Raw genomic sequence first — 26153 nt, 5'->3', positions numbered from 1 at the left:
GACGACGTCGTGAGCGGCGCGTCCGACGACCGCGGCCGCACCGCCCCGCCGCGCCTCGCCGGGCTGCCCGACCTCGGGTCGGCCAGCCTCTCGCGCGGCGACGTCGTCGTCCGCCTCCACCCGGTGCAGGGCCCGCGGCACGCCGACGCGCTCGGCGCCGCGATCCGTCGCATCCGGGGCGTCGCGGGCGCGACGGAGACCGCGTTCGACGGCACGGAGCTCGAGCTGGTGGTCCACGTCGCCCGCCCGATCGCGCTGGCGTCGGAGCTCCGGCGGATCCTCCACCGCGATCTCGTGTCGTGCACGCTCGAGCAGGGCGTCTTCCGGGTGGAGCTCTCGGCCGCGGCACCCCGTGCCGTCGCGCTCACCGAGCCCGGGGCCGCGGACGAGACGGTCGACGGCGACGCCGAGACCGTCGACGAGCGACCGATGCCGGACGTCCCCGACCCCGCGGGCCTGCCGGTGCCGGACGCACGCGGCACCACCGGGGGCCCGGCGCCGGCACCGCCCGGCGACGCACCGCCCCCTCCCGCGCACCGGGCGCCCGGCATGCCCCCGCGCCTCTCCGACATCGCCCGGCCGCGGTCGATGCCGGGACCGATCGCCGAGATCCGGCGCCCCGCGCGCCCGGCCCCCGTCCCGCCGGCCCGCACGCCGTCGGGCGACGCGCCCGGCGTCGACGTGATGATCGGGGCGCTCCAGTCGATGACCGACGTGTCGGTCCTCGTCTTCGACGCCGACCTCCGGTTCCGTGCGGCGACGGGCACCGCGCACGAGCGCCACGGCTACACCGCCGAGCAGATGGTCGGCCGTCACGCCGCCGAGGCCCTCACGGGCCGCGACTGGGAGCGCTTCGCCGGGGCCTTCCGCGCGGCGATCGCGGGCGGCACCACCGTCCTCGAGTTCGAGGGCCTGGACGGTGAGACGCTCTACGAGTACACCTGCAGCCCCGTGCTCGACGGCACGGTCGTCGTCGGCGGGATGGTCGTCACCCGTGACGTCACCGCCCGGAGGCGCGACCAGCTCCTGCTCTCCGAGCTCGAGGAGGTCTTCGCGCTGACCTTCGACCACTCCCCGATCTGCCAGGCGCTGCTGTCGGCCGACGGCCGGTGGCTCCGCGTGAACGGCGCGCTGCGCGAGCTCCTCGGCCGCGAGGAGAGCTCCCTCGTCGGACGGGACCTGCGGGAGGTCACCCACCGCGCCGATCGCGCCGTCGAGGCGCCGCTGCTCCGGGCGCTCCTCGACGGCGAGCGCACGCGGTACGCCCTGCAGAAGCGGCTCGTGCACGCCGACGGGACCGCCGTCCCGGTGCACGTCCGGATGTCCGCGGTGCCCGGCCCGGACGGCACGCTCCGCGGCCTGACGGCGCAGATCCTGGACACCGAGGTGCTCGGCCGGTCGACCGGCGCGCCCGCCGGCGGACCACCCGCCCGCCGGTAGCGCGAGGAGCCGGGGCCGCCCCGAGCGGCCCGACGGCGATCGCCCCGCAGCGCGACGGGGCCGGTGCACCCGGAAGGGCCCGGGCCCGCGCGACAGAGCGTCGTGCCGCTCCGGGCGAGTCTCGACGTGCTGCTCCATGACCCGGGGGACGCCCGGGGTCAGGCTGGGGACAGTCGATCCGCGCACCCGCCGAGAGGAGCCTCGCCGCATGGCGACCCCGAGCACCACACCCCAGGCGACGAGCCACGCCGAGCTGCAGCGCGCGGCCCGCGAGCACCTGCTCCTGCACTTCACGAAGCAGGCGGGCGCGTACGGGACGAGCGCGGAGCGGGACGGCGGCACCGACGACCTGCTGGTGCTCGAGCGCGGCGAGGGCCCGTACGTCTTCGACACGACCGGAAAGCGGCACATCGACGCGCTGTCGAGCCTCTACTGCTCGCAGATCGGCTACAGCTACGGCGAGGAGTTCACCGCCGCGATCGGGCAGCAGCTGGCGGCGCTCCCGTTCAACACGAACTGGAGCACGGCGCACCCGGCGTCGATCCGCCTGGCCGAGGCGCTCGCCGAGCGCGCCCCCGGCGACCTCGACCACGTGTTCTTCGTCAACGGCGGCTCGGAGGCCGTCGAGTCGATGTGGAAGATGGCCCGCGAGTACTTCCGCGCGATCGGCCAGCCGCAGCGGACGAAGGCGATCGCTCGGAGGAACGCGTACCACGGGGTCACCCTGGGGGCCCTCTCGTTCACCGGGGTCCCGGGGTACAAGGACGGCTTCGGCACGCCGCCGATCGACGTCTCCCACGTCTCGAACACCAACGCGTTCCGTGCGCCCGACGGGCAGGACGAGGCCGCCTTCTGCGCCCGCCTGCTCGACGAGGTCCGGCACGCGATCGCCGCCGCCGGCGCGGACGAGGTCGCCGTCGTGATCGCGGAGCCCGTCCAGAACGCCGGCGGCTGCCTCGTGCCGCCGGCGGGCTACTGGAAGGGCCTGCGCGAGATCTGCGACGAGCACGGGATCCTGCTCGTGGCCGACGCCGTCATCTGTGGCTTCGGCCGGATGGGCAACTGGTTCGGCATCGAGCACGAGGACGTCGTCCCCGACATGCTCACCGTCGCGAAGGGCATCACGTCCGCGTACGTCCCCGGCGGCGCGGTCCTCGTCGGGTCGAAGGTCGCCGAGGGGCTGTTCGACCCCGGCACCGTCCTGCGCCACGGCGTCACCTTCGGCGGCCATCCCGTCATGGCGGCGGTCGCCCTGAAGAACATCGAGATCTTCGAGCGCGACGGCGTGCTCGAGAACGTCCGCGCCCTGGAGCCGCACCTCGCCGCCGGGATGCGCTCGCTGCTGGACCTGCCGATCGTCGGCGACGTCCGCGGCCGCGGCTTCTTCTGGGCCGTCGAGCTCGTCAAGGACGACGCGGACACCCGCTTCGACCAGGCCGAGCGCGACGACCTGCTGCGCGGCTTCCTGCCCGCCGCGCTGCGCGAGGCCGGCATCGTCGCGCGGGCCGACGACCGGGGCGACAGCGTCGTCCAGATCGCGCCGCCGCTGATCGCCGACGCCGCGCTGCTCGACGAGATCGTCGCCGCGCTGCGCGTCGTCCTGACCGCCGCGGGCGAGCACATGCACCGCTCCCCCACCACCCACCTGGAGTCCTGATGCGCGTCGGCGTCGTCACCGAGATCAAGCCCGCCGAGAAGCGCGTCGCCCTGACGCCCGCCGGCGCGCACGAGCTGGCGGAGGCCGGGCACGAGGTGCTCGTCCAGGCCGGGGCCGGCATCGGCTCCGGGTTCTCCGACCAGATGTACGTCGGCGCGGGCGCGAGCATCGTCGTCGACGTCGACCAGGTCTGGGCGGAGTCCGAGCTGCTCCTGAAGGTCAAGGAGCCGATCGCCCCCGAGTACGGGCGCCTGAACCCCGACGCGACGCTCTTCACCTACCTGCACCTCGCCGCCGCGCCGGCGCTGACCGACGCGCTGGTCGCCTCGGGCACGACCGCGATCGCGTACGAGACCGTGACCGGAGGACACGATCCCGCCCGCCCCGGCCTGCCGCTGCTGGCCCCGATGTCCGAGGTCGCGGGCCGCCTCGCCGCGCAGGCCGGCGCGTACTTCCTGCAGGACCCGTTCGGCGGCCGCGGCGTGCTGATCGGCGGCGTCCCCGGCGTCGCGCCGGCGCGCATCGTCGTCATCGGCGGCGGCGTCGTGGGCACGAACGCCGCGCGGGTCGCGGTCGGGATGGGCGCGGAGGTCACGATCCTCGAGCGCTCGATCGCCCGGCTGACCGAGCTCGAGCTGCTCTTCGACGGCCGCGCCCGCGTGCTCATGAGCGACCCGCTGACGCTCCGCGAGGAGGTCTCGCACGCCGACGTCGTGATCGGCGCCGTCCTCGTCGCCGGCGCCGCCGCGCCGAAGCTCATCACCCGCGACATGCTCTCCGACATGCGCAAGCGGGCGGTCATCGTCGACGTCGCGATCGACCAGGGCGGCTGCGCCGAGACCTCGACGCCGACGACCCACGGCGACCCGACCTACGTCGTCGACGACGTCCTCCACTACTGCGTCGCGAACATGCCCGGCGGCGTGCCGAACACCTCCACCCGCGCCCTCACCAACGCGACGCTCCCGTACGTCCGGGCGCTCGCCGACGAGGGCGTCCAGGGCGCGCTGAGCGCCGACCCCGGCCTGCGCGCCGGCGTCAACGTCGCGGGCGGGGAGATCCTCGTCCCGGCCGTCCGCGAGGCGCTCGACGCCAGCCGCACCGTCGTCGACCACGGGCGCATGGCGGCCTGAGGCCCCCGCCCCCGTGCCCGCCCGCGACGGCATCGCCGCGTGATCTTCCGCCGGACCCCGATGCGGACGGCCGGGCGTCGCGCGTGCGGACGGCCGCGGATGGTCCGCACCGAGGTCCGGTCGCCCACGCGCACGCCCGCCGAGCGGCGCGGCGCACCGACTAGGGTCGGATCCAGACGTCCCCGCCGGAGCCCGTGACGGGTCGTCCCCGTCACCGACGCCGCCCGATCACCCGCCCCCGCACCACCGAGGAGCATCCATGAGCGCCACCGAGCAGCTGAACGTCAGGTCCTTCATCGACGGCGAGCTCGTCGACGCCGCCGACGGCCGCACCATGCCGATCGTCGACCCGGCGACGGGCGAGGAGATCGGCGTCGCCGCCGACGCCGGCAAGGAGGACGTCGACCGCGCGGTGGCCGCCGCGACCCGGGCGTTCCCGGCCTGGTCGACGGCCACGCCGCAGGAGCGCTCGCTCGCGCTGCTGAAGATCGCGGACGTCGTCGAGGCGCACGCCGAGGAGCTCGCGTCGCTCGAGTCCCGCGACGCCGGCAAGCCGCTGGGCGCCGTGCTCGAGGACGAGATCCCGCCGATCGCCGACTGCTTCCGGTACTTCGCGGGCGCCGCCCGCAACCTCGAGGGCGCCGCGTCCGCGACCTACGTCGAGGACACCGTCTCGTGGATCCGCCGCGAGCCGATCGGCGTCGTCGGCCAGATCGCCCCGTGGAACTACCCGCTGATGATGGCGTCGTGGAAGCTCGGCCCGGCGCTCGCCGCGGGCTGCACGACGGTGCTGAAGCCGGCCCCGTCGACGCCGGCGTCGACCGTCCGCCTGGCCGAGCTCGTCGCCGACATCCTGCCCCCGGGGGTGCTGAACGTCGTCGTCGGCGGCAACGACGCCGGCAAGGCGATCGTCGAGCACCCGGACATCGCCCTCGTGTCGATCACCGGCTCGGTCGAGACGGGTCGCTGGATCGCGGAGCACGCCGGCAAGCACCTCAAGCGCACGCACCTCGAGCTCGGCGGCAAGGCGCCCGTCATCGTCTACGACGACGTCGACCTGGAGGCTGCGATCGAGGGCATCGCCGGGTTCGGCTACTACAACGCCGGTCAGGACTGCACGGCCTCGACCCGCGTGATCGCCGCCCCGGGGATCTACGACGACCTGGTGTCGGGTCTCTCCGGCGCGGCGCAGGAGCTCGTGATCGGCGACATGACCGACGAGGCCACGACCCTCGGCCCGGTGAACAACCCCAACCAACTCGAGCGCGTCACCGGCTTCTTCGACCGGCTGCCGTCGCACGCGGAGGTCGTCACCGGCGGGAAGCGGGCGGACCGCGCGGGCTTCTTCGTCGAGCCGACGGTCATCGCGGGTGTCCGGCAGGACGACGAGGTCGTCCAGCGCGAGATCTTCGGCCCCGCCGTCACGGTGCAGCGCTTCTCCGACGAGGCCGAGGCGATCGCCTGGGCCAACGGCACCGCCTACGGCCTCTCGTCGTCCGTCTGGACCCGCGACATCGGCCGCGCCCTCCGCGCGTCGGCCGCCCTGAGGTTCGGCTGCGTCTGGATCAACACCCACGGCCTGCTGGCCAACGAGATGCCTCACGGCGGCGTCAAGGACTCGGGCCACGGCAAGGACCTGTCGAAGTATTCCCTCGAGGACTACCAGTACGTCAAGCACGTGATGGCCTCGACGGACTGAGGCCGGCGGAGCATGAGCACCACCGAGGTCAGGACCCTCTCGAACGTCGTCGGCGGCGAGGTCGTCGATGCCCTCACCGGGGAGTTCGAGGACGTCCTCGACCCGGCGACGGAGGAGGTCATCGCCCGGTCGCCGCTCGGCGGGCCCGCCGACGTGACCCGTGCGGTGGACGCCGCCGCGGGCGCCGCGCGCGCCTGGGGCCGGACGACGCCGAAGGACCGCGCCACCGCGATCCTCGCCCTCGCCGACGCCCTGGACGCCCACGAGCAGGAGCTCGCCGACCTGGAGTCCCGCGACGCCGGGAAGCCGCGTGGCGCGGCGCTGGAGGAGGTCCAGAGCTGCTCGGACCACCTGCGGTTCTTCGCCGGCGCGGCCCGCACCCTGAGCGGCCAGGCGACCGGCGAGTACTCGCCCGACCACACCTCGATGATCCGCCGCGAGCCGCTCGGCGTCGTCGGGCAGATCACGCCGTGGAACTACCCGCTGGCGATGGCGATGTGGAAGATCGGCCCGGCCCTGGCGGGCGGCAACACGATCGTGCTGAAGCCGTCGGAGCTGACGCCGCTGACGACCGTCCGCCTCGGCGAGATCGCCAACGACCTCCTGCCCCCGGGCGTCCTGAACGTCATCACCGGCCACGGCACCCCGGTCGGCGCCGGCATCGTCGACGACCGCCGGGTGCGGCTCGTCTCGCTGACCGGGTCCGTCGCCACCGGCAAGCGGATCGCCGGCGCCGCGGCCGAGCGCCTCGCGATCTCGCACCTCGAGCTCGGCGGCAAGGCGCCGGTCGTGGTCCTGGACGACGCCGACGTCGACAAGGTGGTCGAGGGGCTGAAGATCGGCGGGCTCTACAACGCCGGCCAGGACTGCACCGCCGGCTGCCGCGTGATCGCGACGCCGGGGGTCCACGACCGGCTGGTCGAAGCGCTCGTCGCCGCGCTGGAGGGCCTCGTCGTCGGCGAGCCCGGCGGCGTGCGGGTCGGCGGGGCGGGGGCCGCGGGCGAGGCGATCGACCCCGGCGACGTCGAGCTCGGTCCCGTGATCTCGGCCGGCCAGCGCGAGAAGGTCCTCGGCTTCGTCGACCGGGCCTCCGACGCCGGCGCGGAGGTCCTGACCGGCGGCACCGCGATCGGCGAGCGCGGGTACTTCGTCGCCCCCACGCTGATCGCCGGACCCGCTCAGGACAGCGAGATCGTCCAGCAGGAGGTCTTCGGCCCCGTGATCTCGATCCAGCGCGCCGCGGACGCCGACCAGGCGCTGGAGTGGGCCAACGACACCGTCTACGGCCTGGCGTCCTCGGTCTGGACCCGCGACGTCGGCGCCGCGATGCGCTTCTCCCGCGAGCTGAACTTCGGCTGCGTCTGGGTCAACGACCACATGCCCTACCTCTCCGAGATGCCCCACGGCGGCTTCGGCGAGTCGGGCTACGGCAAGGACCTCTCCGTCTACTCGCTCGAGGAGTACACGCGGATCAAGCACGTGATGGTGTCGCTGGACTGACGGCGCGGGCGTGGCCCCGGAGCGTGCCGGGGCAGGCCGGGGTCGCGGCACGACGTGGTGGGGCGGCGACCCCGCCGGCAGGTTTTCAGAAGAGCGTGTCGCCGCGCTCCAGGTCCAGCAGGAAGCGCTTGCGGTCCGTGCCTCCGCCGTAGCCCGTGAGCGCACCGGTCGACCCGACGACCCGGTGGCAGGGGACGACGATCGAGACCGGGTTCTTCCCGTTCGCCAGGCCGACGGCCCGTGATCCGCCGGGGTTGCCGAGGCGCACGGCGAGCGCCCCGTAGGTCGTGGTCTCGCCGTAGGGGATCTCGACGAGCGCGGCCCACACGCGGCGCTGGAACGGGGTGCCGCGGTCGAAGGCGATGGGCACGTCGAACGTCGTCCGCTCCCCCGCGAAGTACTCCCGCAGCTCGGCGAGCACCTGCGTGAACGCCGCGTCGTCGCGGACCGCGTCCTCGTCGAGCGCCGGCCGGTGCCGGTGGTCCTCCATGTAGAGCCCGGACACGCCGTCGGGCGAGCCGGTGATCGTGATCGTCCCGACCGGCGAATCGGTCGTCGTCCAGCGCTGCGGGGACACGCACCGAGTATCGCGCGCGGGCCGGACCGGTCCGGTGGGGCGGGCGTCCCGCCCGCCCCACCGGCGACTCAGTCCGCCGCGCCCGCGGCCACCCGGGCCCGGGGCGACGCCGCCGTCGCCTCGTCGCCGGCCGGGGCCGCGCGGTCGCTCGGGTCGCGGCGCTTGCCCGGGGTCATCGCGCCGACGCGGACGATGACGGCGGCCAGGAGGATCGCCATGCCGAGGATCGCCAGCAGGACCGTGAGGGTCGCGCCGGTCCAGAGCCAGCTCGGGACGCCCGGCTTGCGCTCGATCTGCATCAGCGAGCGGTCGGCGACCATCGGCCGGGTCACGTTCGCCTCGGCGGCGAAGCCCTTGAACTTGATCGCCGCGTCGGGCGCCATGCGGATCGGCGCCGCGAGCATCGTGCGGCCCTCCTGCAAGCGGACGAACGACTTCCACTTGCCGGTGAGCGGCACCGGGCTCGTGGAGACGAACGAGCCGTCGGGCTGCCGCCGCAGGTCGTTCAGGTAGCGGCCCTTGCCCTGCCAGCCGAGCGCCGAGATGTACATCGGATCCTTCGTGCTGACGCCGGCGAACCGCACGCGGAGGTCCCCGACCGTCTGCCGGCCGCCGGTGCCCGGAGCGTCGCCCTGGCGCAGGTTCGTGAGCGCCATCGTCGCGGTCGCGCCCTTCGGGGTCGTCGCCGTGAAGGCGTTGACGCCCAGGGCGATCACGAGGACGCCCGCGGCCGACGCGATCACCAGCGGGCGCTTCAGCACCGGGCCGGTCTTCGACGAGGAGAGCGAGCCCTGCAGCGCCTGGGCCATCAGCGCGCCGAGGACGCCGCCGCCGACGCCGGCGAGGATCGCCACGGGGACGCCCTCCGGCAGCAGCGCGGGCGTCCACGGGATCGGCATGATCGCGTGGGTCCAGGCGTACTCGGCCGCGAAGCCGACGGTGCCGATGAGGACGCCGGCGACGGCGCCGAAGCGCACCGGGCTCCGCCACATCCCGCGGATCGCGAGCAGCTCGACGATCGCGACCTCGGCCACGAACAGCGGCATCCCCGGCGCGGTGACCTCGAGCGGGCCACCGATCATCAGCGACATGAAGACCTGCACCGGGGCCCAGATCACGAGGGCGAGCAGCGCGGCGCCGCGACCACCCCAGACCCGGGCGAGCACGAGCGCCTGCCCGGCGCCGAGCGCGAGGAGCAGCGGGTGCCAGACCATCCGGTACTGCGGGACGCCCCAGTTGAACTCGTGCAGGGCGGCGGCCCAGAGGTAGAGGAAGATCGCGGCGAGGAGCGCGGGGAGCGGACGCCAGAGCGCGTTCTTCCCGTTGGCCGGCTCGCGGCCGACGCTGCGGGCGCCCTCGACGAGCAGGAGCACGCCGGCCGTGCCGCCGACGGCCGTGCCCGCGACGATCATCAGGTGGGTCGGGCCCCAGAGCGTCACGTCCTGCCCGAACGTGCGGTGCCAGAGGTCGTCGAGCGGGAACGCGGCGAAGCCGAACGCACCGCCGGCGAGCAGCAGGACGCCGCCGGCCGGGAGCGGCCACAGACCCTTGATGCGGATCGCGACCGGGCTCGAGCGCTTCGGGTTCTTCGGCGCCATGCCGACGGCGAGCAGGCCCATCTGGAAGACGCCGAACAGGCCGACGAGCAGCGGGTAGTGCGCGGTCGTGCCGAGCGGGCCCTCGTCGCGGCCGACGTCGATGTGCAGGCCGATGTCCCAGGTGGCGCCGAGGATGATGATCAGCGCGAACGCGATGGTCGCGAGACCGGGGACGGCCGCCCAGCCGGGGATGCCGACGTACCGCTCGGCGAGGTGCGACAGCGCGCGCAGCGGCTTCGCACCGCCGCGGCGGTAGCTGGCGATCAGCCAGAGCATCAGCAGCGTGACGCCCGACGTCGCGGCTGCCACGATCGCGATCTGGTCGAGGGGCGCGCCGGCGCCGCCGGCTGGGGCGGCCTGTGCGAGGAGTGGACTCATGGTGCTCGTCGATCCGGTCGGGAACGGGGGTGGCCGCGGCTACCTACGGAGTCGTAGGTACGGGACCGTAGGGAGAGTTGTACCACCGGTAGGGAATCCCGATCATGTGACCTGCATCACATACTGGCGAGTAGCCTCGAGTGAGAGGTGAGACCTGTCGCTGGTCGTCCGTCGGGGAGCACCCCGCCCGGACGCGCGACCCGGGTCGGCAGGCGCCGCGAACCGCGATGCGACGCTCCGTCACCCCCGCCGACCGGACCCTCGACGTCCGCGCGACTGGAAATCCGACTCAACTGATGCGAACATCAGTTGCATGAGCACGCCGTCGACATCCAGCCACGCCTCGGCCGCGGAGCTCCGCCGGTCCGCGCAGGACCACCTCTGGCTGCACTTCACGCAGATGGGGGACTTCCGGGAGCGTCCGCTGCCGGTCATCGTCGGCGGCGACGGCTGCCACCTCACCGACGTCGACGGCAAGCGCTACCTCGACGGCCTGGCCGGCCTGTTCGCGGTCCAGATCGGCTATTCGCACGGCGAGGAGATCGGCGAGGCCGCGGCCGCCCAGATGCGCGAGCTGCCGTTCTACACGAACTGGAACTACGCGCACCCGCGGGCGATCGAGCTCGCCGAGGAGGTCGCGTCGCTGGCCCCCGACGGCTTCGAGCGCGTCTTCTTCACGTCCGGCGGCGCCGAGTCCGTCGAGTCCGCATGGAAGATCGCCCGCCAGTACCACGCGCTGAACGGCGAGCGCCGCTGGAAGGCGATCGGCCGCGACGTCGCCTACCACGGCACCACCATGGGCGCGCTCTCGATCACCGGCGTCGAGTCGATCCGCAACCCGTTCGAGCCGCTGGTCCCGCAGGTCTCCCACGTCCGCAACACCGACCGCTTCCACCGTCCCGAGGGCGAGACCGAGGAGCAGTTCACCGCGATGCTCCTCGACGACATGGAGCACCGGATCCTCAGCGAGGGTCCCGACACGATCGCGATGATCATCCTCGAGCCCGTGCAGAACTCCGGCGGCGCGTTCACCCCGCCGACGGGCTACTTCCAGGGCGTCCGCGCGCTCTGCGACGAGTACGGGATCCTGTTCTGCGCCGACGAGGTCATCACCGGCTTCGGCCGCCTGGGCGACTGGTTCGGCTCGCTGAAGTACGACATCAGGCCGGACCTCATCACGTCCGCGAAGGGCCTCTCCTCCGCCTACGCGTCGATCGGTGCGCTGCTCGTCTCCGACAGGGTCGCCGAGCCGTTCTACGGCGCCGAGCAGATGTTCAAGCACGGCATCACGTTCGGCGGGCACCCGGTCCAGGCCGCGATCGCGCTGAAGAACATCGAGATCATGAAGCGCCTCGACGTCGTCGGGCACGTGAACCGCGAGCAGGACGCGTTCCGCAAGACCCTGGAGCCGCTGCTCGACCTGCCGATCGTCGGCGACCTCCGCGGCACCGGCTTCTTCTACGCGCTGGAGCTCGTGAAGGACAAGGACTCCAAGCAGGGCTTCTCCGCCGCCGAGGGCAAGGATCTGCTGCAGCACTTCCTCTCCGACCGCCTCTTCGACGCCGGCCTGATCTGCCGCGCGGACGACCGCGGCGAGCCGGTCATCCAGGTCTCGCCCCCGCTCGTCGCCGACCAGGCGATCTTCGACGAGATGACCGGCATCCTCGGCGAGGTCCTGACCGAGGCGACCGCGCGGGTGAAGGGCATGCCGGCGTCCGGCGGCGACGACCTGCGCGCGGGGAACCAGAGCGCGCAGGGCTGAGCCTCCCGGAGGTAGCGTCGAGGCTCCGATGACCTCCCCCGTCTCGCACTGGTTCCACGCGCTGTCCCCCGACGGCACGATGCCCGCGCCGCGGCCGCGCCTGGACGGTGACCGCCGCGTCGACGTCTGCATCGTCGGCGGGGGCTACACGGGGCTCTGGACCGCGTACGAGCTGCGGCGCACCCACCCCGAGATCGAGGTCCTCGTCGTCGAGCGCGAGGTCTGCGGGTTCGGGGCCTCCGGCCGCAACGGCGGCTGGGTCCAGGGCGCACTCGCCGGCGATGCCGCGACGTGGGTCGCCCGCGGCGGCCACGACGGCGCCCGCCGGATGGACGCCGCGATCCGCGCGACCGTCGCCGAGATCGGCCGCGTCGTCGAGACAGAAGGGATCGACTGCGGCTTCCACGTCGGCGGCACGCTCACCGTCGCGCGTTCCGGGGTGGAGCTCGACCGGCTGCGGGCGCAGGCCGAGGCGGCGCGGACGGCGGGGCCGTGGGACGACGACCGCGCCCTCCTCTCCCCCGACGAGCTCGCCGGCCGCGTCCGGATCCCCGGTGCGACCGGCGCGCTCTTCGACCCGGACTGCGCCCGCGTCCAGCCGGCCGCCCTCGCGCGCGGACTGGCCGAGGCCGTCGAGCGGGCCGGCGCGACGATCGTCGAGGGCACCGAGGTCACGGCGATCGAGCCGATCCGCGGGACCGTCCCGGCGGTCGCCCGCACGCAGCACGGCGACGTCTCCGCGCGCTGGGTCGTCCGCTGCGTCGAGGGCTACACGCCCGAGCTGCCCGGCGAGGCGCGGACCCTGGCCCCGATCACGAGCTCGATGATCGTGACCGAGCCGCTCGACGCCGAGCGCTGGGCCGCGATCGGCTGGGACGACGCGGAGACGATCCTCGACGCCGGGCCGCTCTACCACTACCTGCAGCGCACCCCCGACGACCGCATCGCGATCGGCGGCCGCGGCGTGCCGTACCGCTTCGGCTCGAGGACCGACCGCGAGGGCGACGTCCCGGCGTCCACCGTCGCGACGCTCTGGGACGGCCTGCTGCGCCTGTTCGGCCCGGTCCTCGACGACGTCGGCATCGACGACGCGTGGCACGGGGTCCTCGGCGTCCCGCGCGACTGGACCCCGTTCGTGGCGGCGGACGACACGACGGGCCTGGCGTCGGCGGGAGGCTACGTCGGGGAGGGCGTCGCCGCGTCGAACCTCGCCGGCCGCACCCTGCGCGACCTCCTCGTCGGCCGGCACTCCTCGGACCTCGCCGCCCTCCCCTGGGTCCTGCCGCTCGGCGGCCGCCCGCCCCGTTGGGAGCCCGAGCCGCTGCGCTTCGCCGGGATCCGGGGCGTCTACGGCCTGCTCGGCCTCGGACAGGAGATCGAGCGCCGCACCGGCCGCCCGTCGCGGGTGACCGCGCTGGCGGACCGGATCGCCGGGCACTGAACCGTAGGCTCCTCCCATGTCGACGTACCAGGAGCGCTTCGAGACCTACAAAACGGCGATCGGGCGCGACATCCCGCCGATCTTCCAGGAGCTCGTCGCGAAGGCCGGGCTCGACGCCGCCCAGCAGCAGCAGGTCGGCGAGGCCCTCGGCGTCGCCTACATGTGCGGGATCGAGGCGGGCGAGACGGAGCTCCTCGCCGTCGCCGAACGGCAGGGGCACGCGCTGGACGTCGAGCGGATCCCGTCGACCGACCAGCTCTGACGCCGGTCGGGGCGGCTCGACCCCGGCGCGCGATGCTCAAGCGCGCCAGGTGATCCGGCGGCCGCCCTTCGTCGCGGTGTAGCGGTCCTTCGCGCCGCGCAGGTCGCCGCGGACCTTCCAGCCCTCGTAGGTGAGGGTCCGCACCGGACCGGTCGGCGTCGACGCGGACGCCTTCAGCCACGCGCCCCGCGCCACCGACCGCGCGGTCCGGCACGAGACCTTCGTGGCCTTGATGCTCGTCAGGTCGCCCTCGTCGCTCGTCCCCGCGAGGAGATGCTCGACCGGCGCACAGGACCGTGCGGCGGACGCCGGGGCGGCCGAGAGCCCGGCGCCGGCGAGAGCGGCGCAGGCGGTGGCGACGGCGAGGACGGGGCGGGAGCGCATGCCTCGTCCCTACCCCGTACGCGGCTTCGGGTGTCCGCGGTCCTCACGGTGCTCTCACGATCGCTCGGGGCCGGAGCCGCGGTCGGTCGTCTCCCCCGCTCCGTCAGCGCGCCCGGCGGGCCTCCTGCAGCGGCATCCCGGCCTCGTCGGCCTCGTGCGCGTCGGGCCACGACCCCTTCCAGTTGTCGCGCCCACCGTCGAGGGTGAGGACCGAGCCGGTGAAGTGGTCGCCCGCGGGGGAGGCGAGGAACGCCACGAGCTGGGCGAACTCCTCCGGCTGTCCCATGCGCCCGAGCGGGGCGTCCGCGGCGGCAGTCGCGACCATCCGCTCGGGGTACTTCGTGAGGAACGTGTCGGTGCCGAACTTGCCGGCGGCGATCGCGTTCAGGCGGATGCCGAAGCGCGCCCACTCGGTCGCCAGCGTCTTCGTCAGGTTCTCGACCGCGGCCCGCGCGGCGGCGGAGTGCGCCATGCCCGGGAACCCGGCGTGCGGGGTCAGCGTGACGTTCAGGACCTTCCCGCCCCGCGGCTGCCCGTCGTCCCCGGCCGGGATCATCGCCTTCGTCGCGACGGCGTGGGTCATCAGCCACGTGCCCTCGACGTTCAGCCGCATGACGGTGCGGAAGCCCTTGGGCGAGATCGACTCCGCGGGCGACAGGAACTGCCCGCCGGCGTTGTTCAGCAGCAGGTCGATCCGGCCGTGCCGGGCGACGAGGTCGTCGACGAGCGCGTCGACCTGGTCCTCCTCGCGGATGTCGCAGACCGCGGCCTCGCAGCGACTGCCGATCAGCTGCGCGGTCTCCTCGATCGGCTCCGGACGGCGCCCGCACACGATCACGTGGGCACCGAGCGACGCCAGCTCCTGCGCAGCCGCGCGCCCGAGGCCGCTGCCGCCGCCGCTGACCAGGACGACCTGACCGGCGAGGACGCCGGCCGAGAAGAGCCCGCTGCCGACGGCGGACGGCGCGGGGACGGCGACCCCGTCGGTCGCCGATCCGCCACCGGACGCCGGGATCCCGGCGTCGGCCGACCCGCCGCTCACGCGCCGCCCCCGACCGGGTGCCGGCGGAGCTCGGTGCGCGCGAGCTGGCGCTTGTGGACCTCGTCGGGTCCGTCGGCCAGGCGCAGGGTCCGCTGGTGCGCCCACATCATCGCGAGCGGGAAGTCGTCGGAGACCCCGCCGCCGCCGTGGACCTGGATCGCGCGGTCGATGATCTTCTGCGCGATCTGCGGAGCCGCGATCTTGATGGCGGCGATCTCGGTCCTCGCGTGCTTGTTGCCCACGGTGTCCATCAGCCACGCGGTCTTCATCGCCAGGAGGCGGATCATCTCGATGTCGATCCTGGCCTCGGCGATCCAGTCCTGGACGTTCGCGCGTTCGCTGACCGGCTGCCCGAACGTGACGCGCTGCTGGGCACGGCGACACATCAGGTCCAGGGCGCGCTCGGCCGCGCCGATCGTCCGCATGCAGTGGTGGATCCGGCCGGGTCCGAGACGGGCCTGCGCGATCGCGAAGCCCTCCCCCTCGCCCTTCAGGATCGCCGAGACGGGGACGCGGGCGTCCTCGAAGCGCACCTCGGCGTGGCCCTCGCGGTCCTCGTAGCCGAACACCCGGAGGTTCCGCACGACCGTGACGCCGGGCGTGTCGAGCGGCACGACGAGCATGCTCTGCTGCTTGTGCGGCGCGGCCTCCGGCGACGTGCGACCCATCACGATCAGCACCCGGCACAGCTTGTGCAGGGCCCCCGACGTCCACCACTTGCGGCCGTCGAGGACGTACTCGTCGCCGTCACGGACGATCGACATCTCGATGTTCGTGGCGTCCGACGAGGCGACGTCGGGCTCGGTCATCGCGAACGCCGAGCGGATCTCGCCGGCCATCAGCGGCCGCAGCCACCGCTCGCGGTGCTCGTCGGACCCGAAGAGCTCAAGGACCTCCGAGTTGCCGGTGTCCGGCGCGTTGCAGTTGAAGACCTCGGGCGCGAAGTGGACGCGGCCCATGATCTCCGCCAACGGCGCGTACTCGACGTTGGTGAGCCCCGGCGTCCACTCGGAGGCGTGCGGGTGGAAGAGGTTCCAGAGGCCCGCGTCCTTCGCCGCGGTCTTCAGGTCCTCGATGACCTGCGGCTGGTGGTGCGGGTCGCCCGCGGCGCGCATCTGCTCGTCGTAGACGGCCTCGGCGGGATAGACCCGCTCGTCCATGAACGCCTGCAGGCGCTCCTGGTACTCGGAGGCGCGCGCCGTGGGTGCGAAGTCCATGACCCCGACGCTACCTCCCGGACCACACGGGTGCGCGCTTCTCCTTGAAGGCCGTCGCCCCCTCGCGTGCGTCCTCGGAGAACAGCACCGGACCGGCGATCGCGCCGCCCTTCTCCCAGTACTCCGTCTCGGTCCAGTCGCCCTGCTCCTGGAGGATCCGCTTGGACGCCGCGAGGCCGAGCGGGCCGTTCTGCGCGATCCGGTCGGCGAGCGCGAGCGCGGCGTCCAGCGCCCCGCCGGGCTCCGCGACGACGTTCACGAGCCCGACCTGGTGGCCGCGCTCCGCGGTGATCGGGTCGCCGGTCAGCGCCATCTCCATCGCCAGCCCGAGCGGGATCCGCTCCGGGAGGCGCCGCAGCGCCCCGCCGGCGGCGACGAGCGCGCGCTTCGTCTCCGGGATCCCGAGCTGCGCGTCCCGGGCGGCCACGAGGAGGTCGGCGCAGAGCGCGATCTCGAGTCCGCCGGCGACCGCGAAGCCCTCGACCGCGGCGATCAGCGGCTTCGTCGGCCGCCGCTGCGCCATGCCGGCGAACCCGCGCTCCGGGTCGTACGGGAGCTCGCCCTTCGCGAACGCCGCGAGGTCCATACCGGCGCAGAACCCCTTCCCGGCGCCGGTGAGGACGGCGAGCACGAGCGCCGGGTCGTCCTCGAGCTCGCGGATCGCCGCGCCGATGCCGTCGGACATCGCCTTGTTCACGGCGTTGCGCTGCTCGGGCCGGTTGAGCGTGATCACGAGCACCGCGCCGCGGCGCTCGACGAGGACGGGCTGATCGGTCATGGCCCCGACCCTACCGCGAGTAGAAGGTGCGACCTCCTACTTCATCCGGGCGCGTCGGCGGTCGTACTCGCCGGTAGGCTCCGGGCATGCGCGAGGTCGCCGACGACGTCTACCACCTGTCCCTCTCGCCGCGGTCGAGCGTGAACGCCTACCTGCTCGGCGACGTCCTCGTCGACGCGGGCATGAGCTTCATGGCCGGCAAGGTGCTCTCGCAGGTGCGCGGTCGCGTCGTCGCCCAGCACGTGCTCACCCACGCGCACCTGGACCACGCGGGCGGGTCGCGCAAGGTGCTGGACGCCCTGCGGGTCCCGCTGCGGGCCGGCGCGCTGGATCTGCCGGCGCTGCACGCCGGCGAGACCTGGACGGAGCTGCGAGGGATCGTCGGACGCGTCGGGCGCCGGCTCTCGACGTACCCGCCGCTGCCGGAGGCCGCCGCGCTGACCCCGGGCGAGGAGATCGGCCCCGGCTTCGTCGTCCTCGACACGCCGGGCCACAGCGCCGGGCACGTCAGCTTCTGGCGTGAGCGCGACGGCGTGCTCGTCTGCGGCGACGTCGTCAACGCGATGAACCTGAAGACGACGCGCCCCGGGCTGCACGCGCCGCCAGACGCCGTCACGCCCGACCCGGCGCGCAACCGGGCGTCGATCCGGCGGCTCGCGGAGCTCGAGCCCCGGCTGCTGCTCGCCGGCCACGGGCCGCCGATGGTCAACGCCCAGGTCCCGCTGACGATGATGGCGGGGCGGCTGCCGGAGGACTGACGGCGGGTGGCCCGGGCTCGGGGCCGACGACGTGCGCGGCCCCGGCCCCGGACGCCGGACGGGCGGCACGTGGCCGCCCGTCGATGGAGCGGGCATCACCGCCCGCTGAAGTGGTGTGGTCCCGCCCGGGGTAAGGGGCAGCCGGAGGAGACCTTGACGCGCCACCAGCCCGTCATGATCCCGACGAGGCCGAACCGCGGGACGACCTGGTAGACGCGGCAGCCGCGCTCGGCGAGGTCCCGCGTCTCCAGCCGCTCGTAGCGGTGGGACCCGGGGTCGCGGTACATCTCGCGCAGCAGCACGCGGTTGTGGAGCTCCTCGGTGCGGCGCGCCTCGACCTCGGCCAGGCGCTCGACGAGGTGGTCGCGGCGGTGCTCGAGGTCGCCCAGCGACTGGAGCCGCGGTCCGTCCGCCCCGGCCGTCGGGAGCGCGGTGTCCGCACGCCCGCGGGCGCCGGCGCGCATGTCGACGACGACGGCACGGGAGAGTTGGAGCTCGAGCTTCGCGATCTGCCGGCGGAGGGTGCGGCGCGCGGCGTGCTCGTCGCGGTCGAGACCGGGCGAGGTCGCGTCACGGTCGTCGCGCGACGGGGACCAGGGTGTCGCTGGGACGGGAGGTGCGAGGCCGAGAGCGGGCGCCGGCGCACCGAGGACGTCCCGTCCTTCGGTCCCGCGCGTCACGACCTCCTCCACCATCGCCATGCGACCGACCGTAGCACCGCCCGGTGCGCACGTCGACCGGGAAGCGGCAACGCGCCAGACGGCGTACGTGACAAACGTCCAACCGGGACGGCGCGTCCCGGATCTGGGGCGCGTGGAGCCGCGGTCACGCCTGGTCGCATACCGACCACCATCGACCCCGCCCCGACCCAGCGCAGCCCGTCCCGGACCACCGCGGTCACGCCTGGTCGCATACCGACCACCATCGACCCCGCCCCACGGACGACGCCCCACCCGACCACCGCGCCGGACCGCCGCCCGATCCCGGACTCCCGCGCCCTCAGGCGATCCGCAGCAGCTTGCGGCAGGTGCTGAGCGACTCCTGGACGGCCATCGCGGGCACACCCGGGACCTGGAGCACGAAGAGGACGACCCGCAGCGTCGAGGCCGACGGCGCGTGCGGCGGCGGCACGGGAGCGAACAGCCGGGCGATCGGGCGCTCGGCGTCGGCGACGACGAGCTCGCCGGGACGCAGCGCCGGGGCCGGGTCGCCCGCGCCGACGGACTCTCCCGCGGTCGCCCCCCGCACACCGAGCGGCCCGGACACCGTGGCGGCGTCGATCGCCCAGACCGCGACCCCGGTCTCCAGCAGCCCGACGAGCAGCGCGTCGCCGGGCATCCCCTCCGGTGGGAAGCCCCCGGTCCAGAGACGGTCGAAGATCGCCTGCTCCATCGGCGGCCGGCGGACGTCGGGGTCGAGCCCCAGCTGCCGGAAGAACGCGCGGTGCAGGGCGGGGACGGTCAGCTGCCGGACCTGCAGCGCGTAGGCGCCGGTGATCCGGTTGGAGAGGTCCTTCAGCCGGTGGACGACCCACGGCGCGGTGCGCGTCGGCCGGCAGGCGACCTCGACCGTGACGAGCGCCAGACCGGGGAACTCGTCCTCGATCGCGGCCTCGATCCAGCCGAGCTCCGCCGGGCCGTCGGGCGCGGGTGGGGTCGGCGGCTCGGACACGGTGACGTCGACCGTCTAGAGGTCGAAGAGCTTGAGGGCGGGCTCGCGGTCGCCCCGGAGGACGTCGAGGTCGACCTCGACCCACCCCAGCCCGCGCGACTCGGCGAGGACCCGCGCCTGCGGCTTGACCGACTGCGCCGCGAGGACGCCCTTGATGTCGGCCATCCCGGGGTCGTCCTTCATCCGCTCGAGGTAGCGGCTGAGCTGCTCGACCGCGTCGATGGTGCCCACGCGCTTGATCTCGACGGCGACCCAGCCGTCGTCCTCGTCGCGGCACATCAGGTCGACCGGCCCGATGTCCGTCGGCCACTCGCGGCGGACGAGCCGGAAGCCCTCGCCGCAGTGGTGCGGCGCGTCGGCCAGGAGCTCCTGGAGCTCGCGCTCGACGCCCGACTTCTCGAGCGCCGCGGCCTCGCCCATGTCGTGGAAGACGTCGGAGACGACCTCGGAGATCACGATGTCGAGGCGGTCCTCGGTCGACCCGGCGCGCTTGCGGACGACGATCTTCGACAGCGGCTCGTCGACCACCGCGGCGGCGGCAGCGGCGGCCTGGTCGGCCGCGGCCCGCTCGGCCGGCGTCGGCTCCTCCGGGGCGAGCCCGACGGCGGCCGCGGCGGCCCGGGCGTCCGTGACGGTGCGGACGCCGCCGAGATCCGGATAGCCGGAGGCCACCTCGTCGGGGACCGGCACGCCGCCGCGCTCGAGCTCGATGACGGTCGGCGGGGTCATCCAGTTCTGCGGCTTGAACCCGCCGGTGTCGGCGTGGACCATCACCGACCCGTCGGACTTGATCATCAGGAGGCGCAGGGCCTCGGGCAGGAGGGCGTCGAGGCGCCCGGAGTACCGGACCTCGCAGCGGGCGACGATGAGGCGCACGCCCGACACGGTACCCGGCGGGGAGCGGAGGCCCGGGAGCGGAAGGGTGACGGTCCTTCGGAAGGCCAGGCGCGACGAATCGCACCCCACACCGCGAGCCCGGGCGAGGCGATGGTCCTTCGGAAGGCCAGGCGCGACGAATCGCACCCCACACCGCGAGCCCGGGCGAGGCGATCGTCCTTCGGAAGGCCAGGCGCGACGAATCGCGCCCGACACCGCGAGCCCGGGCGAGGCGATCGTCCTTCGGAAGGCCGGGCGCGACGAATCGCACCCCACACCGCGAGCCCGGGCGGTGGCCGGGAGGGTCCCGGCCTAGAGGTTCTGGACGCGGAACGACGCCCGGTACCAGCGCCCCTGGATGCGGACGTCGTAGCGGAACTCGACGCGCCGGCGGGCCTGGATCTGGGCCGTGCGGGTGTAGCTGCGGACGAGGTCGCCGCCGCCCCCGTCGCCGCCGATCACGACCCAGCGGCCGCCCTGCCGCGCCCAGCCCTTGGTGCTGCTCTGGTGGAAGACGGCCCGTCCGCCGAGCCGGACCTCGATGCAGTACCGGTGCGCGTCGGCGCGGGTCGGCGTCACGACGACCCGGCCCGTGCTCCACGTCCGCCGGCCGTCCTTGAACCGGTACGTCTCACGCTCGCCCCGGTCCAGCGCCTGCGCGCACGCGTCGGGCGGCTCCGGCGTCCGGGCCGACGCCGTCGCGGTGAACGCGCCGGCGGCCGGGACCGCGAGCGACGTCAGGAGGAGGGGGACCGAGCGTCGGAGGACGTGGCGCATCGCCGCTCATCCTGCCAAGTGGTGCCCGGCCGCGCGTGAGAGGTTCGTGAGGGCGGGCGGCGACGCGGTGGTGCGGTGCCGGGGAGGGCGTCGGGAGGCGTTCCGGGAAGGTGACGTCCGATGGATCGCCGGGTGCGACCGGTCGCACCCGGCACCGCCGCCCGACCTCACCCCCGCACGACCTGCCCCACCTTCAGGACGCCGGCCGGGTCGTGGCGCTCGGCCAGGGTGCCGAGCCAGGCCAGCGTGCTCTCGTCGTAGCAGCGGGCCAGCAGGGCGGGGTCGGCGGTGGCGGTGAAGTTCGGCAGGCGACCGCCGGTCGACCACGGGTCCAGGGCGGCGACGACCTCGGCCGCGTGGCCGGGGACGATCGCGGCGATCTCGGGCGCCAGGACGCCGATGACCGACAGCGTGAACGCCGCGCCGCGGTGGCAGAACGCGCTCGTGTGCGCCGCCGGGCGGGCGAGGGCGCCGCCGAGCAGTCGGAGCTCGACCACGGCCTGCGGCGACCGGACGGCCGGGCCCGCGAGCGCCAGGAGCGCGTCGACCGCCTCGGCCGGCAGCTCGCGCAGGAGGCTGCTGTCCTCGTGGCCGGGCAGCGGGTCGACCGGGTCCGCGTGGACCGCGCCGATCGCCGCGTGCGGGATCGGGCCGACCGCGTCGAGGATCGGGGTGGCGACCGCGCGCATCGGGGCGAGCAGCGCCTCGCAGGTGCCGGCGTCCTCGACGCTCGCGAACCGGACGGCGACCGTCAGCCGCCCGGCGAGGACCGGCGGGACGCCCGGCAGCGGCGGGAGCTGGAGGAGCGCGACGGACGTGTTGGCGTGCTCGGGCAGCGCCGGCGCCCAGGTGCGCCAGGCGTGCAGGACCGCGGCCGCGTCGGCGCCGTCGAAGTAGAGCGCGCCGCCGACGATCTCGGCGACCGGGAGCAGGTCGAGCTCGACGGCGCAGACGATGCCGAGCGTGCCCTTGCCGCCGCGCAGGCCCCAGAACAGCTCGGCGTGCTCGTCCGGCGTCACGTGCAGGAGCCGGCCGTCGCCGGTGACGACGTCGAACGCCCGCACGGTGTCGGAGGACAGGCCGAACGTGCGGACGAGCGGTCCGATGCCGCCGCCGGTGAGGAAGCCGGCGACGCCGACGTGCGGGGCCGAGCCGACGAGCGGCGCCAGGCCGTGCGGGGCCGCCGCGTCGAGCACCTGCTGCCAGACGGCACCGGCGCCGATCCGGGCGATGCGGGTGGCGGGATCGACGTGCACGCCGTCGAGGCGGCCGGTGTGGACGAGGACGACGTCGTCGCCGTCGGTCGCGACGGCGCCGTGGCCGGTGCGCTGGACCGCGACGCGCAGGCCGAGCTCGTTCGCGGCGCGGACGGTCTCCACGACGTCGTCCGGCCCGGCCGCCGCGACCACGGCGCGGGGCGTCATGGGGACGGCGACGTTCCAGGGGGTCGCGAGCTCGTAGCCGGGCTCGCCGGCCAGCGCCAACGTGCCGTCGAGGCGATGACGCAGCGCCAGGAGAGCGTCGTCGTGGGCGGTGGGGAGGGTGGTCGACATGGGGTGCTCCGTTCGGTTCGGGTCGAGGCCGGTGTGGCCGTGGACCGGACCTTGCGCCAGAGCGCTTGGACGGCTCTTGGCGGCGGCCAGTCGCCGCGCTCCACGTCAGCCCGGCAGCACGTCGAGGGCCGCGCGGGCGCGCTCCGCGAACGGGCGTCCGCCGGTCCGCTCGGCCTGCTCGAGCGCCCCGGTCAGCAGGGTCCGCGCGGTGGCCGCGTCGCCGCGGAGGGCGTGCAGGCGGCCGGTCGCCAGGTCCACCGGCCCGAACGGGCAGGCCTGGCCGGCCGACGCGAGGAGTCCCGCGTAGGGCCGCAGGAGCCCGAGCAGGCGGTCGGCGTGCTCGGTCGCGCCCACGTCGGCGCACGCGTGCGCGACGAGGACCACGTGGCCCATCGTGATCCACTTCCAGGAGGTCTGCAGGTCCAGCCACCGCCCGGCGGCCGCCGACGCGCGGTCCCGCTCCCCGCGCGCGGCGCGCACCGCGGCCTCCCAGGCGTCGGGCTCCGGCGGGCCGACCTGGTCGAAGTTCACGAGGCGCACCTGCGCGTCCGCGCTGCGCAGGTCGATCTCCGCGAGCCGGTCGCGGACGAACGCGAGGCCCTGGGCGGCGATGGTCTCCGAGCCGGCGTAGGAGAGGTCCGTCTGGGCGTGGACGCGGCCGGACGTCGCGTACTGCCGCGCGGCGACGTCGAAGTCGCCGCGCCACGCCGCCAGGGTGCCCTGCATCCAGCGCAGCTGCACCCGGACGACCGGCATGCCGAGGACCTCGCTCTCGGCGACGCCCTCCGCCACGACCCGCTCGGCCAGTGCGACGTCGCCGAGCGCGAAGTGCGCCATCGCGACGACCGACCGGATCGCGGTCGCGTCGACCCGGGCCAGGCGCTCGTCCTCCCGCGGGAGCGCGACGAGCCGCGCGGTCAGCGCGACGGCCTCGTCGGCGTGGGCCGCCACGCCGGAGTACGCGATGAGGCGACCGATCAGCGCATCGGCGAGCGTCTCCGGACGACCTAGGTCCTCGGCGATCCGCAGCGCCTCCGACGAGAGGTCCTCCGGGACGGCGGGATCGTCGTGGTAGCAGTGGCCGACGGCGAGGGCGGCGAGGACCCGCACGTGGGCGTCGGGGTCGTCCCGGACCACGGACCGCACGCCCTCCAGGCGCTCGATGACGCTGCGCGGGTCGGCGCCGTAGGCGGTCCACGGCCAGGCGCCGGCGGTGCGCACGAGCGCGGCCGCCAGCCGGCCGACGGTGTCGGTGCTGCCGGCCCGCACCGCGTCGGAGAGGGCCTCGTCGAGGAGGTCGAGCACCGACTGCCCGCGGCCGGCGCGGGCGAGGGCGAAGACCCGTGAGAGCACGAGGCCGTCGCGCTCGCCGGCGGCGCGGTCCTCCTCCGGCTGCCGGTCGAGGACCCGCAGCGCCGCGGCCCACCAGTCCGCCGCGGTCTCGGAGCTCCAGCGCTCCTCGGCGAGGCGTGCGGCGGCGCGGCAGGCCTCGACGACCTCCGCCGGCTCGGCGAGCGGCATCGCGTCGAGCAGGTGCCGGGCGCGACGGCTGACGCGGTCGCTGCCCGATCCCGCCGCGAGCGTGCGGGCGGCGCGGAGGTGCAGGCGCCGGCGCCGCATCTCGGGCGTGCCGGCGAGGACCTCCTGCCGCAGCAGCCCGTGCGCGAACGCGTACCCGCCGGTGTCGGGGGTCGGCACGAGCACGTGCTCGTCGGCGGCGTCGTCGAGCAGGTCGGCGGCGGCGTCGGGGTCCAGGCCGGTGATGCCGACGAGCACCGGGACGTCGACGACGTCGCCCGAGACGGCGGCCGCGCGCAGGACGGTCAGGACCTCCGGGTCGAGGCCGTCGAGCCGGCGCCCCAGCACCGTGCGGACCGCGAGCGGGACGCTGCCGCCCTCGCGCTCGGCGGCGGGCAGGCGGGCGAACTCCGACACGAACAGCGGGTTGCCGCCGGTGTGCGCGGCGAGCTCGCCGGCCCGCTGCTCCGACAGGGCCTCCCCGGCGATCCGCGCGGCGAGGTCCGCGACCTCCCCAGGCCCGAGCGGTCCGACGGCGAGCTGCTGGTAGCGGTCGCTGCGGGCCAGCGCGGTCAGGAGCGACGCGACGCCCGCGGTGTCCTCGTCGCTGCGGAGCGTCAGGGCGAACGCGACCGGCAGCTCGCGGACGGCGGCGACGAGGTGCGCGAGGCACCGGGCGGACGTGCGGTCCGCCCACTGGACGTCGTCGACGACCACCGCGAGCGGGCCGTCCGCGGCGGCGCTCTGGAGCAGCAGGGCGACCCGCTCGTACAGCGCGAAGCGCGCCTCGTCGGTGTCCGCGCCCGGCGGCGGGACGAGCAGCGCGTCGGGGTCCTCGCCCAGCGCGCGGACGATCTGGCGGATCGGCCACCAGGCCGGTGCGCCGTCCTCGTCGGAGCAGCGCGCCCAGACCTCGCGGGCCCCGGCGGCGCGCGAGAGCACGCCGAGCTCCTCGGCAAGCCGCGTCTTGCCGATGCCCGCGGTGCCGGTGAGGACGAGCCACCGGGCGGCCCCGCCGGCGGCCGCCGCCACCGTGTCGCGCAGGACCCGCTGCTCGTGCTCGCGGCCGACGAGCGTGGTCGCCGGGGCCGGCGTGCGGGGCGCGGCCTCGCCCTGCGCCGCCTCGGACGGCGTGCCACCGGCCGAACCCGTACCGGGCGCCGCCGGGTCGCCCGGTGCTGGGCCGGCCGGCCCGGGCCCGCCCGACGTGCCCGTCCCCGCGCCGTCGCCGGCCGGTCCCGCGGAACGCGGCCACGTGGCGAGCGCCGGGTCGTGGCGGAGGATCGCGACCTCGAGCTCGCGGACCTCGGTCCCGGGCTCCAGGCCGAGCTCCTCGTCGAGCCGGGCGGCGTGCTCGCGGTAGGCGTCGAGGGCCTCGGTGGAGCGTCCGGCGAGGTGCAGCGCGAGCATCTGCAGCCGGCACGGGCCGTCGCCGAGCGGGTGGGCGGCGCGGAGCTCGGACGCGGCGACGAGGGCCGGGGCGATCCGCCGGACGGCGAGCAGCGCCGTGATGCGGGCCTCGCGGCACTCCGTGTGGAGCTCGTCGAGGCCGGCGGCCTCCCCGCGCCGCCAGGGCTCGTCGCGGAAGTCCTCGAGGAGCTCGCCGCCCCAGCCGGCCAGCGCGTCGTCGGCGAGCCGCAGGGCGTCCGCCCACCGCTCCTGCTCGAGCGCGTCGCGGACGGCCTCCGCCGCACCGATGAAGCCCGCGAGGTCGACCCGGTCGGCCGGCACGTCGACGACGTAGCCCCCGGCGCGACGGACGATCGCGGGCTCCGCGTCCGCGTGCTCCCGGAGGATGCCGCGCAGGTTGGAGACGTAGGCCTGCAGGCTCGCCAGGGCGCTCGGCGGGGCGGCGTCGCCCCAGAGCGCGTCGATCAGGCGGTCGGTCGGGACGACGCGCGTGCGGTGCAGGAGCAGGAGCGCGAGGACGGCCCGCTGCTTCGGCGGGCCGAGCTCCACCGGCGCCGGGTCGCCCGCATCGTCCGGGCGGAAGGCCGTCAGCGGCCCGAGCAGGCGGTAGTGCACGGGCCCTGCGACGGACGGTGGTCGGGACTCGGGACGGGACGGTGCCATGGTCGGGGCGGCCCGGGCGGCTGGCCCCCGGACCGGACGGGATTCTGCCCGTCCGGAGG

21 protein-coding genes are annotated in these 26153 nt (G+C 75.0%); 9 read left to right on the top strand and 12 right to left on the bottom strand.

The genetic code is table 11. The features are described from left to right. Positions 1 to 9: 9 nt before the first annotated feature. The 5 genes from PATMI_RS0111085 to PATMI_RS0111065 all read left to right on the top strand — a co-directional run bounded on the left by PATMI_RS0111085 (position 10) and on the right by PATMI_RS0111065 (position 7429). The gene (locus PATMI_RS0111085) at positions 10 to 1440 is read left to right on the top strand and encodes a PAS domain-containing protein (protein WP_026910940.1); all 1431 of its coding nucleotides are present in this window, start codon (positions 10 to 12) and stop codon (positions 1438 to 1440) included. 208 nt (positions 1441 to 1648) lie between these two features. After that, positions 1649 to 3097 carry an aspartate aminotransferase family protein gene (locus PATMI_RS29255; RefSeq protein WP_036725706.1) on the top strand — a complete coding sequence of 483 codons (1449 nt, stop codon included), beginning with the start codon at positions 1649 to 1651 and terminating at the stop codon, positions 3095 to 3097. Continuing rightward, complete coding sequence (ald, locus tag PATMI_RS0111075; RefSeq protein ID WP_026910939.1) at positions 3097 to 4230, top strand: alanine dehydrogenase; 1134 nt, start codon at positions 3097 to 3099, stop codon at positions 4228 to 4230. Before PATMI_RS29255 ends, ald begins: the two co-directional genes overlap by 1 nt. Positions 4231 to 4489: 259 nt before the next feature. Next, on the top strand, positions 4490 to 5929 hold the full coding sequence (locus tag PATMI_RS0111070; protein WP_026910938.1) for a gamma-aminobutyraldehyde dehydrogenase: 1440 nt from the start codon (positions 4490 to 4492) through the stop codon (positions 5927 to 5929). A 12-nt stretch (positions 5930 to 5941) separates the two neighbouring features. Next, a complete protein-coding gene (locus PATMI_RS0111065; RefSeq protein WP_026910937.1) occupies positions 5942 to 7429 on the top strand; it encodes an aminobutyraldehyde dehydrogenase in 1488 nt (495 codons plus the stop codon). A gap of 85 nt (positions 7430 to 7514) precedes the next feature. Here the strand turns inward: PATMI_RS0111065 and PATMI_RS0111060 are convergent, their stop codons facing one another. Beyond that, positions 7515 to 8006, bottom strand: a complete 492-nt coding sequence (locus PATMI_RS0111060; RefSeq protein ID WP_026910936.1) for a methylated-DNA--[protein]-cysteine S-methyltransferase — start codon at positions 8004 to 8006, stop codon at positions 7515 to 7517. A 68-nt stretch (positions 8007 to 8074) separates the two neighbouring features. Beyond that, positions 8075 to 9982 (bottom strand): hypothetical protein, encoded by a 1908-nt coding sequence (locus PATMI_RS29250; RefSeq protein WP_051471378.1) that lies wholly within the window; start codon positions 9980 to 9982, stop codon positions 8075 to 8077. A 313-nt stretch (positions 9983 to 10295) separates the two neighbouring features. Here PATMI_RS29250 and PATMI_RS29245 point away from each other — a divergent pair, with 313 nt between their 5' ends. The 3 genes from PATMI_RS29245 to PATMI_RS0111040 are packed head-to-tail and all read left to right on the top strand — an operon-like array spanning position 10296 to position 13447. Continuing rightward, positions 10296 to 11744 (top strand): aspartate aminotransferase family protein, encoded by a 1449-nt coding sequence (locus PATMI_RS29245; protein WP_051471376.1) that lies wholly within the window; start codon positions 10296 to 10298, stop codon positions 11742 to 11744. A 28-nt stretch (positions 11745 to 11772) separates the two neighbouring features. Further along, positions 11773 to 13185 carry an NAD(P)/FAD-dependent oxidoreductase gene (locus tag PATMI_RS0111045; RefSeq protein WP_026910935.1) on the top strand — a complete coding sequence of 471 codons (1413 nt, stop codon included), beginning with the start codon at positions 11773 to 11775 and terminating at the stop codon, positions 13183 to 13185. A gap of 16 nt (positions 13186 to 13201) precedes the next feature. Next, positions 13202 to 13447: a hypothetical protein gene (locus PATMI_RS0111040; protein WP_026910934.1), complete on the top strand. Its 246-nt coding sequence runs from the start codon at positions 13202 to 13204 to the stop codon at positions 13445 to 13447. Positions 13448 to 13483: 36 nt separating this feature from the next. Here PATMI_RS0111040 and PATMI_RS0111035 read toward each other — a convergent pair whose 3' ends face one another. The 4 genes from PATMI_RS0111035 to PATMI_RS0111020 all read right to left on the bottom strand — a co-directional run bounded on the left by PATMI_RS0111035 (position 13484) and on the right by PATMI_RS0111020 (position 16868). Continuing rightward, complete coding sequence (locus PATMI_RS0111035; protein WP_026910933.1) at positions 13484 to 13831, bottom strand: hypothetical protein; 348 nt, start codon at positions 13829 to 13831, stop codon at positions 13484 to 13486. Positions 13832 to 13934: 103 nt separating this feature from the next. Beyond that, positions 13935 to 14873, bottom strand: a complete 939-nt coding sequence (locus PATMI_RS29240; RefSeq protein ID WP_245604148.1) for an SDR family oxidoreductase — start codon at positions 14871 to 14873, stop codon at positions 13935 to 13937. Further along, complete coding sequence (locus PATMI_RS0111025; protein WP_026910932.1) at positions 14870 to 16090, bottom strand: acyl-CoA dehydrogenase family protein; 1221 nt, start codon at positions 16088 to 16090, stop codon at positions 14870 to 14872. Before PATMI_RS0111025 ends, PATMI_RS29240 begins: the two co-directional genes overlap by 4 nt. Positions 16091 to 16100: 10 nt before the next feature. Next, positions 16101 to 16868 carry a crotonase/enoyl-CoA hydratase family protein gene (locus PATMI_RS0111020; RefSeq protein ID WP_026910931.1) on the bottom strand — a complete coding sequence of 256 codons (768 nt, stop codon included), beginning with the start codon at positions 16866 to 16868 and terminating at the stop codon, positions 16101 to 16103. A gap of 86 nt (positions 16869 to 16954) precedes the next feature. Here PATMI_RS0111020 and PATMI_RS29235 point away from each other — a divergent pair, with 86 nt between their 5' ends. Further along, positions 16955 to 17626, top strand: a complete 672-nt coding sequence (locus PATMI_RS29235; RefSeq protein WP_051471375.1) for an MBL fold metallo-hydrolase — start codon at positions 16955 to 16957, stop codon at positions 17624 to 17626. Between the two features lie 95 nt (positions 17627 to 17721). On the opposite strand, the gene PATMI_RS0111010 is transcribed toward PATMI_RS29235, so the two are convergent. The 6 genes from PATMI_RS0111010 to PATMI_RS29230 all read right to left on the bottom strand — a co-directional run bounded on the left by PATMI_RS0111010 (position 17722) and on the right by PATMI_RS29230 (position 26046). Then, a complete protein-coding gene (locus PATMI_RS0111010) occupies positions 17722 to 18327 on the bottom strand; it encodes a hypothetical protein (protein WP_026910930.1) in 606 nt (201 codons plus the stop codon). 298 nt (positions 18328 to 18625) lie between these two features. Then, a complete protein-coding gene (locus PATMI_RS0111005; RefSeq protein WP_026910929.1) occupies positions 18626 to 19297 on the bottom strand; it encodes a hypothetical protein in 672 nt (223 codons plus the stop codon). A gap of 15 nt (positions 19298 to 19312) precedes the next feature. Then, positions 19313 to 20173, bottom strand: coding sequence for an endonuclease NucS (gene nucS / locus PATMI_RS0111000; protein WP_026910928.1), 861 nt, complete (start codon positions 20171 to 20173; stop codon positions 19313 to 19315). A 312-nt stretch (positions 20174 to 20485) separates the two neighbouring features. Continuing rightward, positions 20486 to 20950: a hypothetical protein gene (locus PATMI_RS0110995; RefSeq protein ID WP_026910927.1), complete on the bottom strand. Its 465-nt coding sequence runs from the start codon at positions 20948 to 20950 to the stop codon at positions 20486 to 20488. Between the two features lie 167 nt (positions 20951 to 21117). Next, positions 21118 to 22503 carry an FAD-binding oxidoreductase gene (locus PATMI_RS0110990; protein ID WP_026910926.1) on the bottom strand — a complete coding sequence of 462 codons (1386 nt, stop codon included), beginning with the start codon at positions 22501 to 22503 and terminating at the stop codon, positions 21118 to 21120. A gap of 105 nt (positions 22504 to 22608) precedes the next feature. Then, the gene (locus tag PATMI_RS29230; RefSeq protein ID WP_051471374.1) at positions 22609 to 26046 is read right to left on the bottom strand and encodes an ATP-binding protein; all 3438 of its coding nucleotides are present in this window, start codon (positions 26044 to 26046) and stop codon (positions 22609 to 22611) included. Positions 26047 to 26153: the final 107 nt, after the last annotated feature.

The organism is Patulibacter minatonensis DSM 18081, from assembly GCF_000519325.1.
Taxonomy (GTDB): Bacteria; Actinomycetota; Thermoleophilia; order Solirubrobacterales; family Solirubrobacteraceae; genus Patulibacter; species Patulibacter minatonensis.
The sequence above is the reverse complement of the archived record's forward strand: the minus strand, read 5'-3'. Positions and strand labels throughout refer to the sequence as shown.

Bases quoted from the DNA above. Each gene is read 5' to 3' on its own strand.
- PATMI_RS0111045 (WP_026910935.1), top strand. From the start codon at position 11,773: ATGACCTCCCCCGTCTCGCACTGGTTCCACGCGCTGTCCCCCGACGGC.
- PATMI_RS0110990 (WP_026910926.1), bottom strand. From the start codon at position 22,503: ATGTCGACCACCCTCCCCACCGCCCACGACGACGCTCTCCTGGCGCTG.
- PATMI_RS0111065 (WP_026910937.1), top strand. From the start codon at position 5,942: ATGAGCACCACCGAGGTCAGGACCCTCTCGAACGTCGTCGGCGGCGAG.
- PATMI_RS29255 (WP_036725706.1), top strand. From the start codon at position 1,649: ATGGCGACCCCGAGCACCACACCCCAGGCGACGAGCCACGCCGAGCTG.
- PATMI_RS0111020 (WP_026910931.1), bottom strand. From the start codon at position 16,868: ATGACCGATCAGCCCGTCCTCGTCGAGCGCCGCGGCGCGGTGCTCGTG.
- PATMI_RS0111070 (WP_026910938.1), top strand. From the start codon at position 4,490: ATGAGCGCCACCGAGCAGCTGAACGTCAGGTCCTTCATCGACGGCGAG.
- PATMI_RS0111010 (WP_026910930.1), bottom strand. From the start codon at position 18,327: ATGGCGATGGTGGAGGAGGTCGTGACGCGCGGGACCGAAGGACGGGAC.
- PATMI_RS0111040 (WP_026910934.1), top strand. From the start codon at position 13,202: ATGTCGACGTACCAGGAGCGCTTCGAGACCTACAAAACGGCGATCGGG.
- PATMI_RS0110995 (WP_026910927.1), bottom strand. From the start codon at position 20,950: ATGCGCCACGTCCTCCGACGCTCGGTCCCCCTCCTCCTGACGTCGCTC.
- PATMI_RS29235 (WP_051471375.1), top strand. From the start codon at position 16,955: ATGCGCGAGGTCGCCGACGACGTCTACCACCTGTCCCTCTCGCCGCGG.
- PATMI_RS0111025 (WP_026910932.1), bottom strand. From the start codon at position 16,090: ATGGACTTCGCACCCACGGCGCGCGCCTCCGAGTACCAGGAGCGCCTG.
- PATMI_RS29250 (WP_051471378.1), bottom strand. From the start codon at position 9,982: ATGAGTCCACTCCTCGCACAGGCCGCCCCAGCCGGCGGCGCCGGCGCG.
- PATMI_RS0111035 (WP_026910933.1), bottom strand. From the start codon at position 13,831: ATGCGCTCCCGCCCCGTCCTCGCCGTCGCCACCGCCTGCGCCGCTCTC.
- PATMI_RS29245 (WP_051471376.1), top strand. From the start codon at position 10,296: ATGAGCACGCCGTCGACATCCAGCCACGCCTCGGCCGCGGAGCTCCGC.
- ald (WP_026910939.1), top strand. From the start codon at position 3,097: ATGCGCGTCGGCGTCGTCACCGAGATCAAGCCCGCCGAGAAGCGCGTC.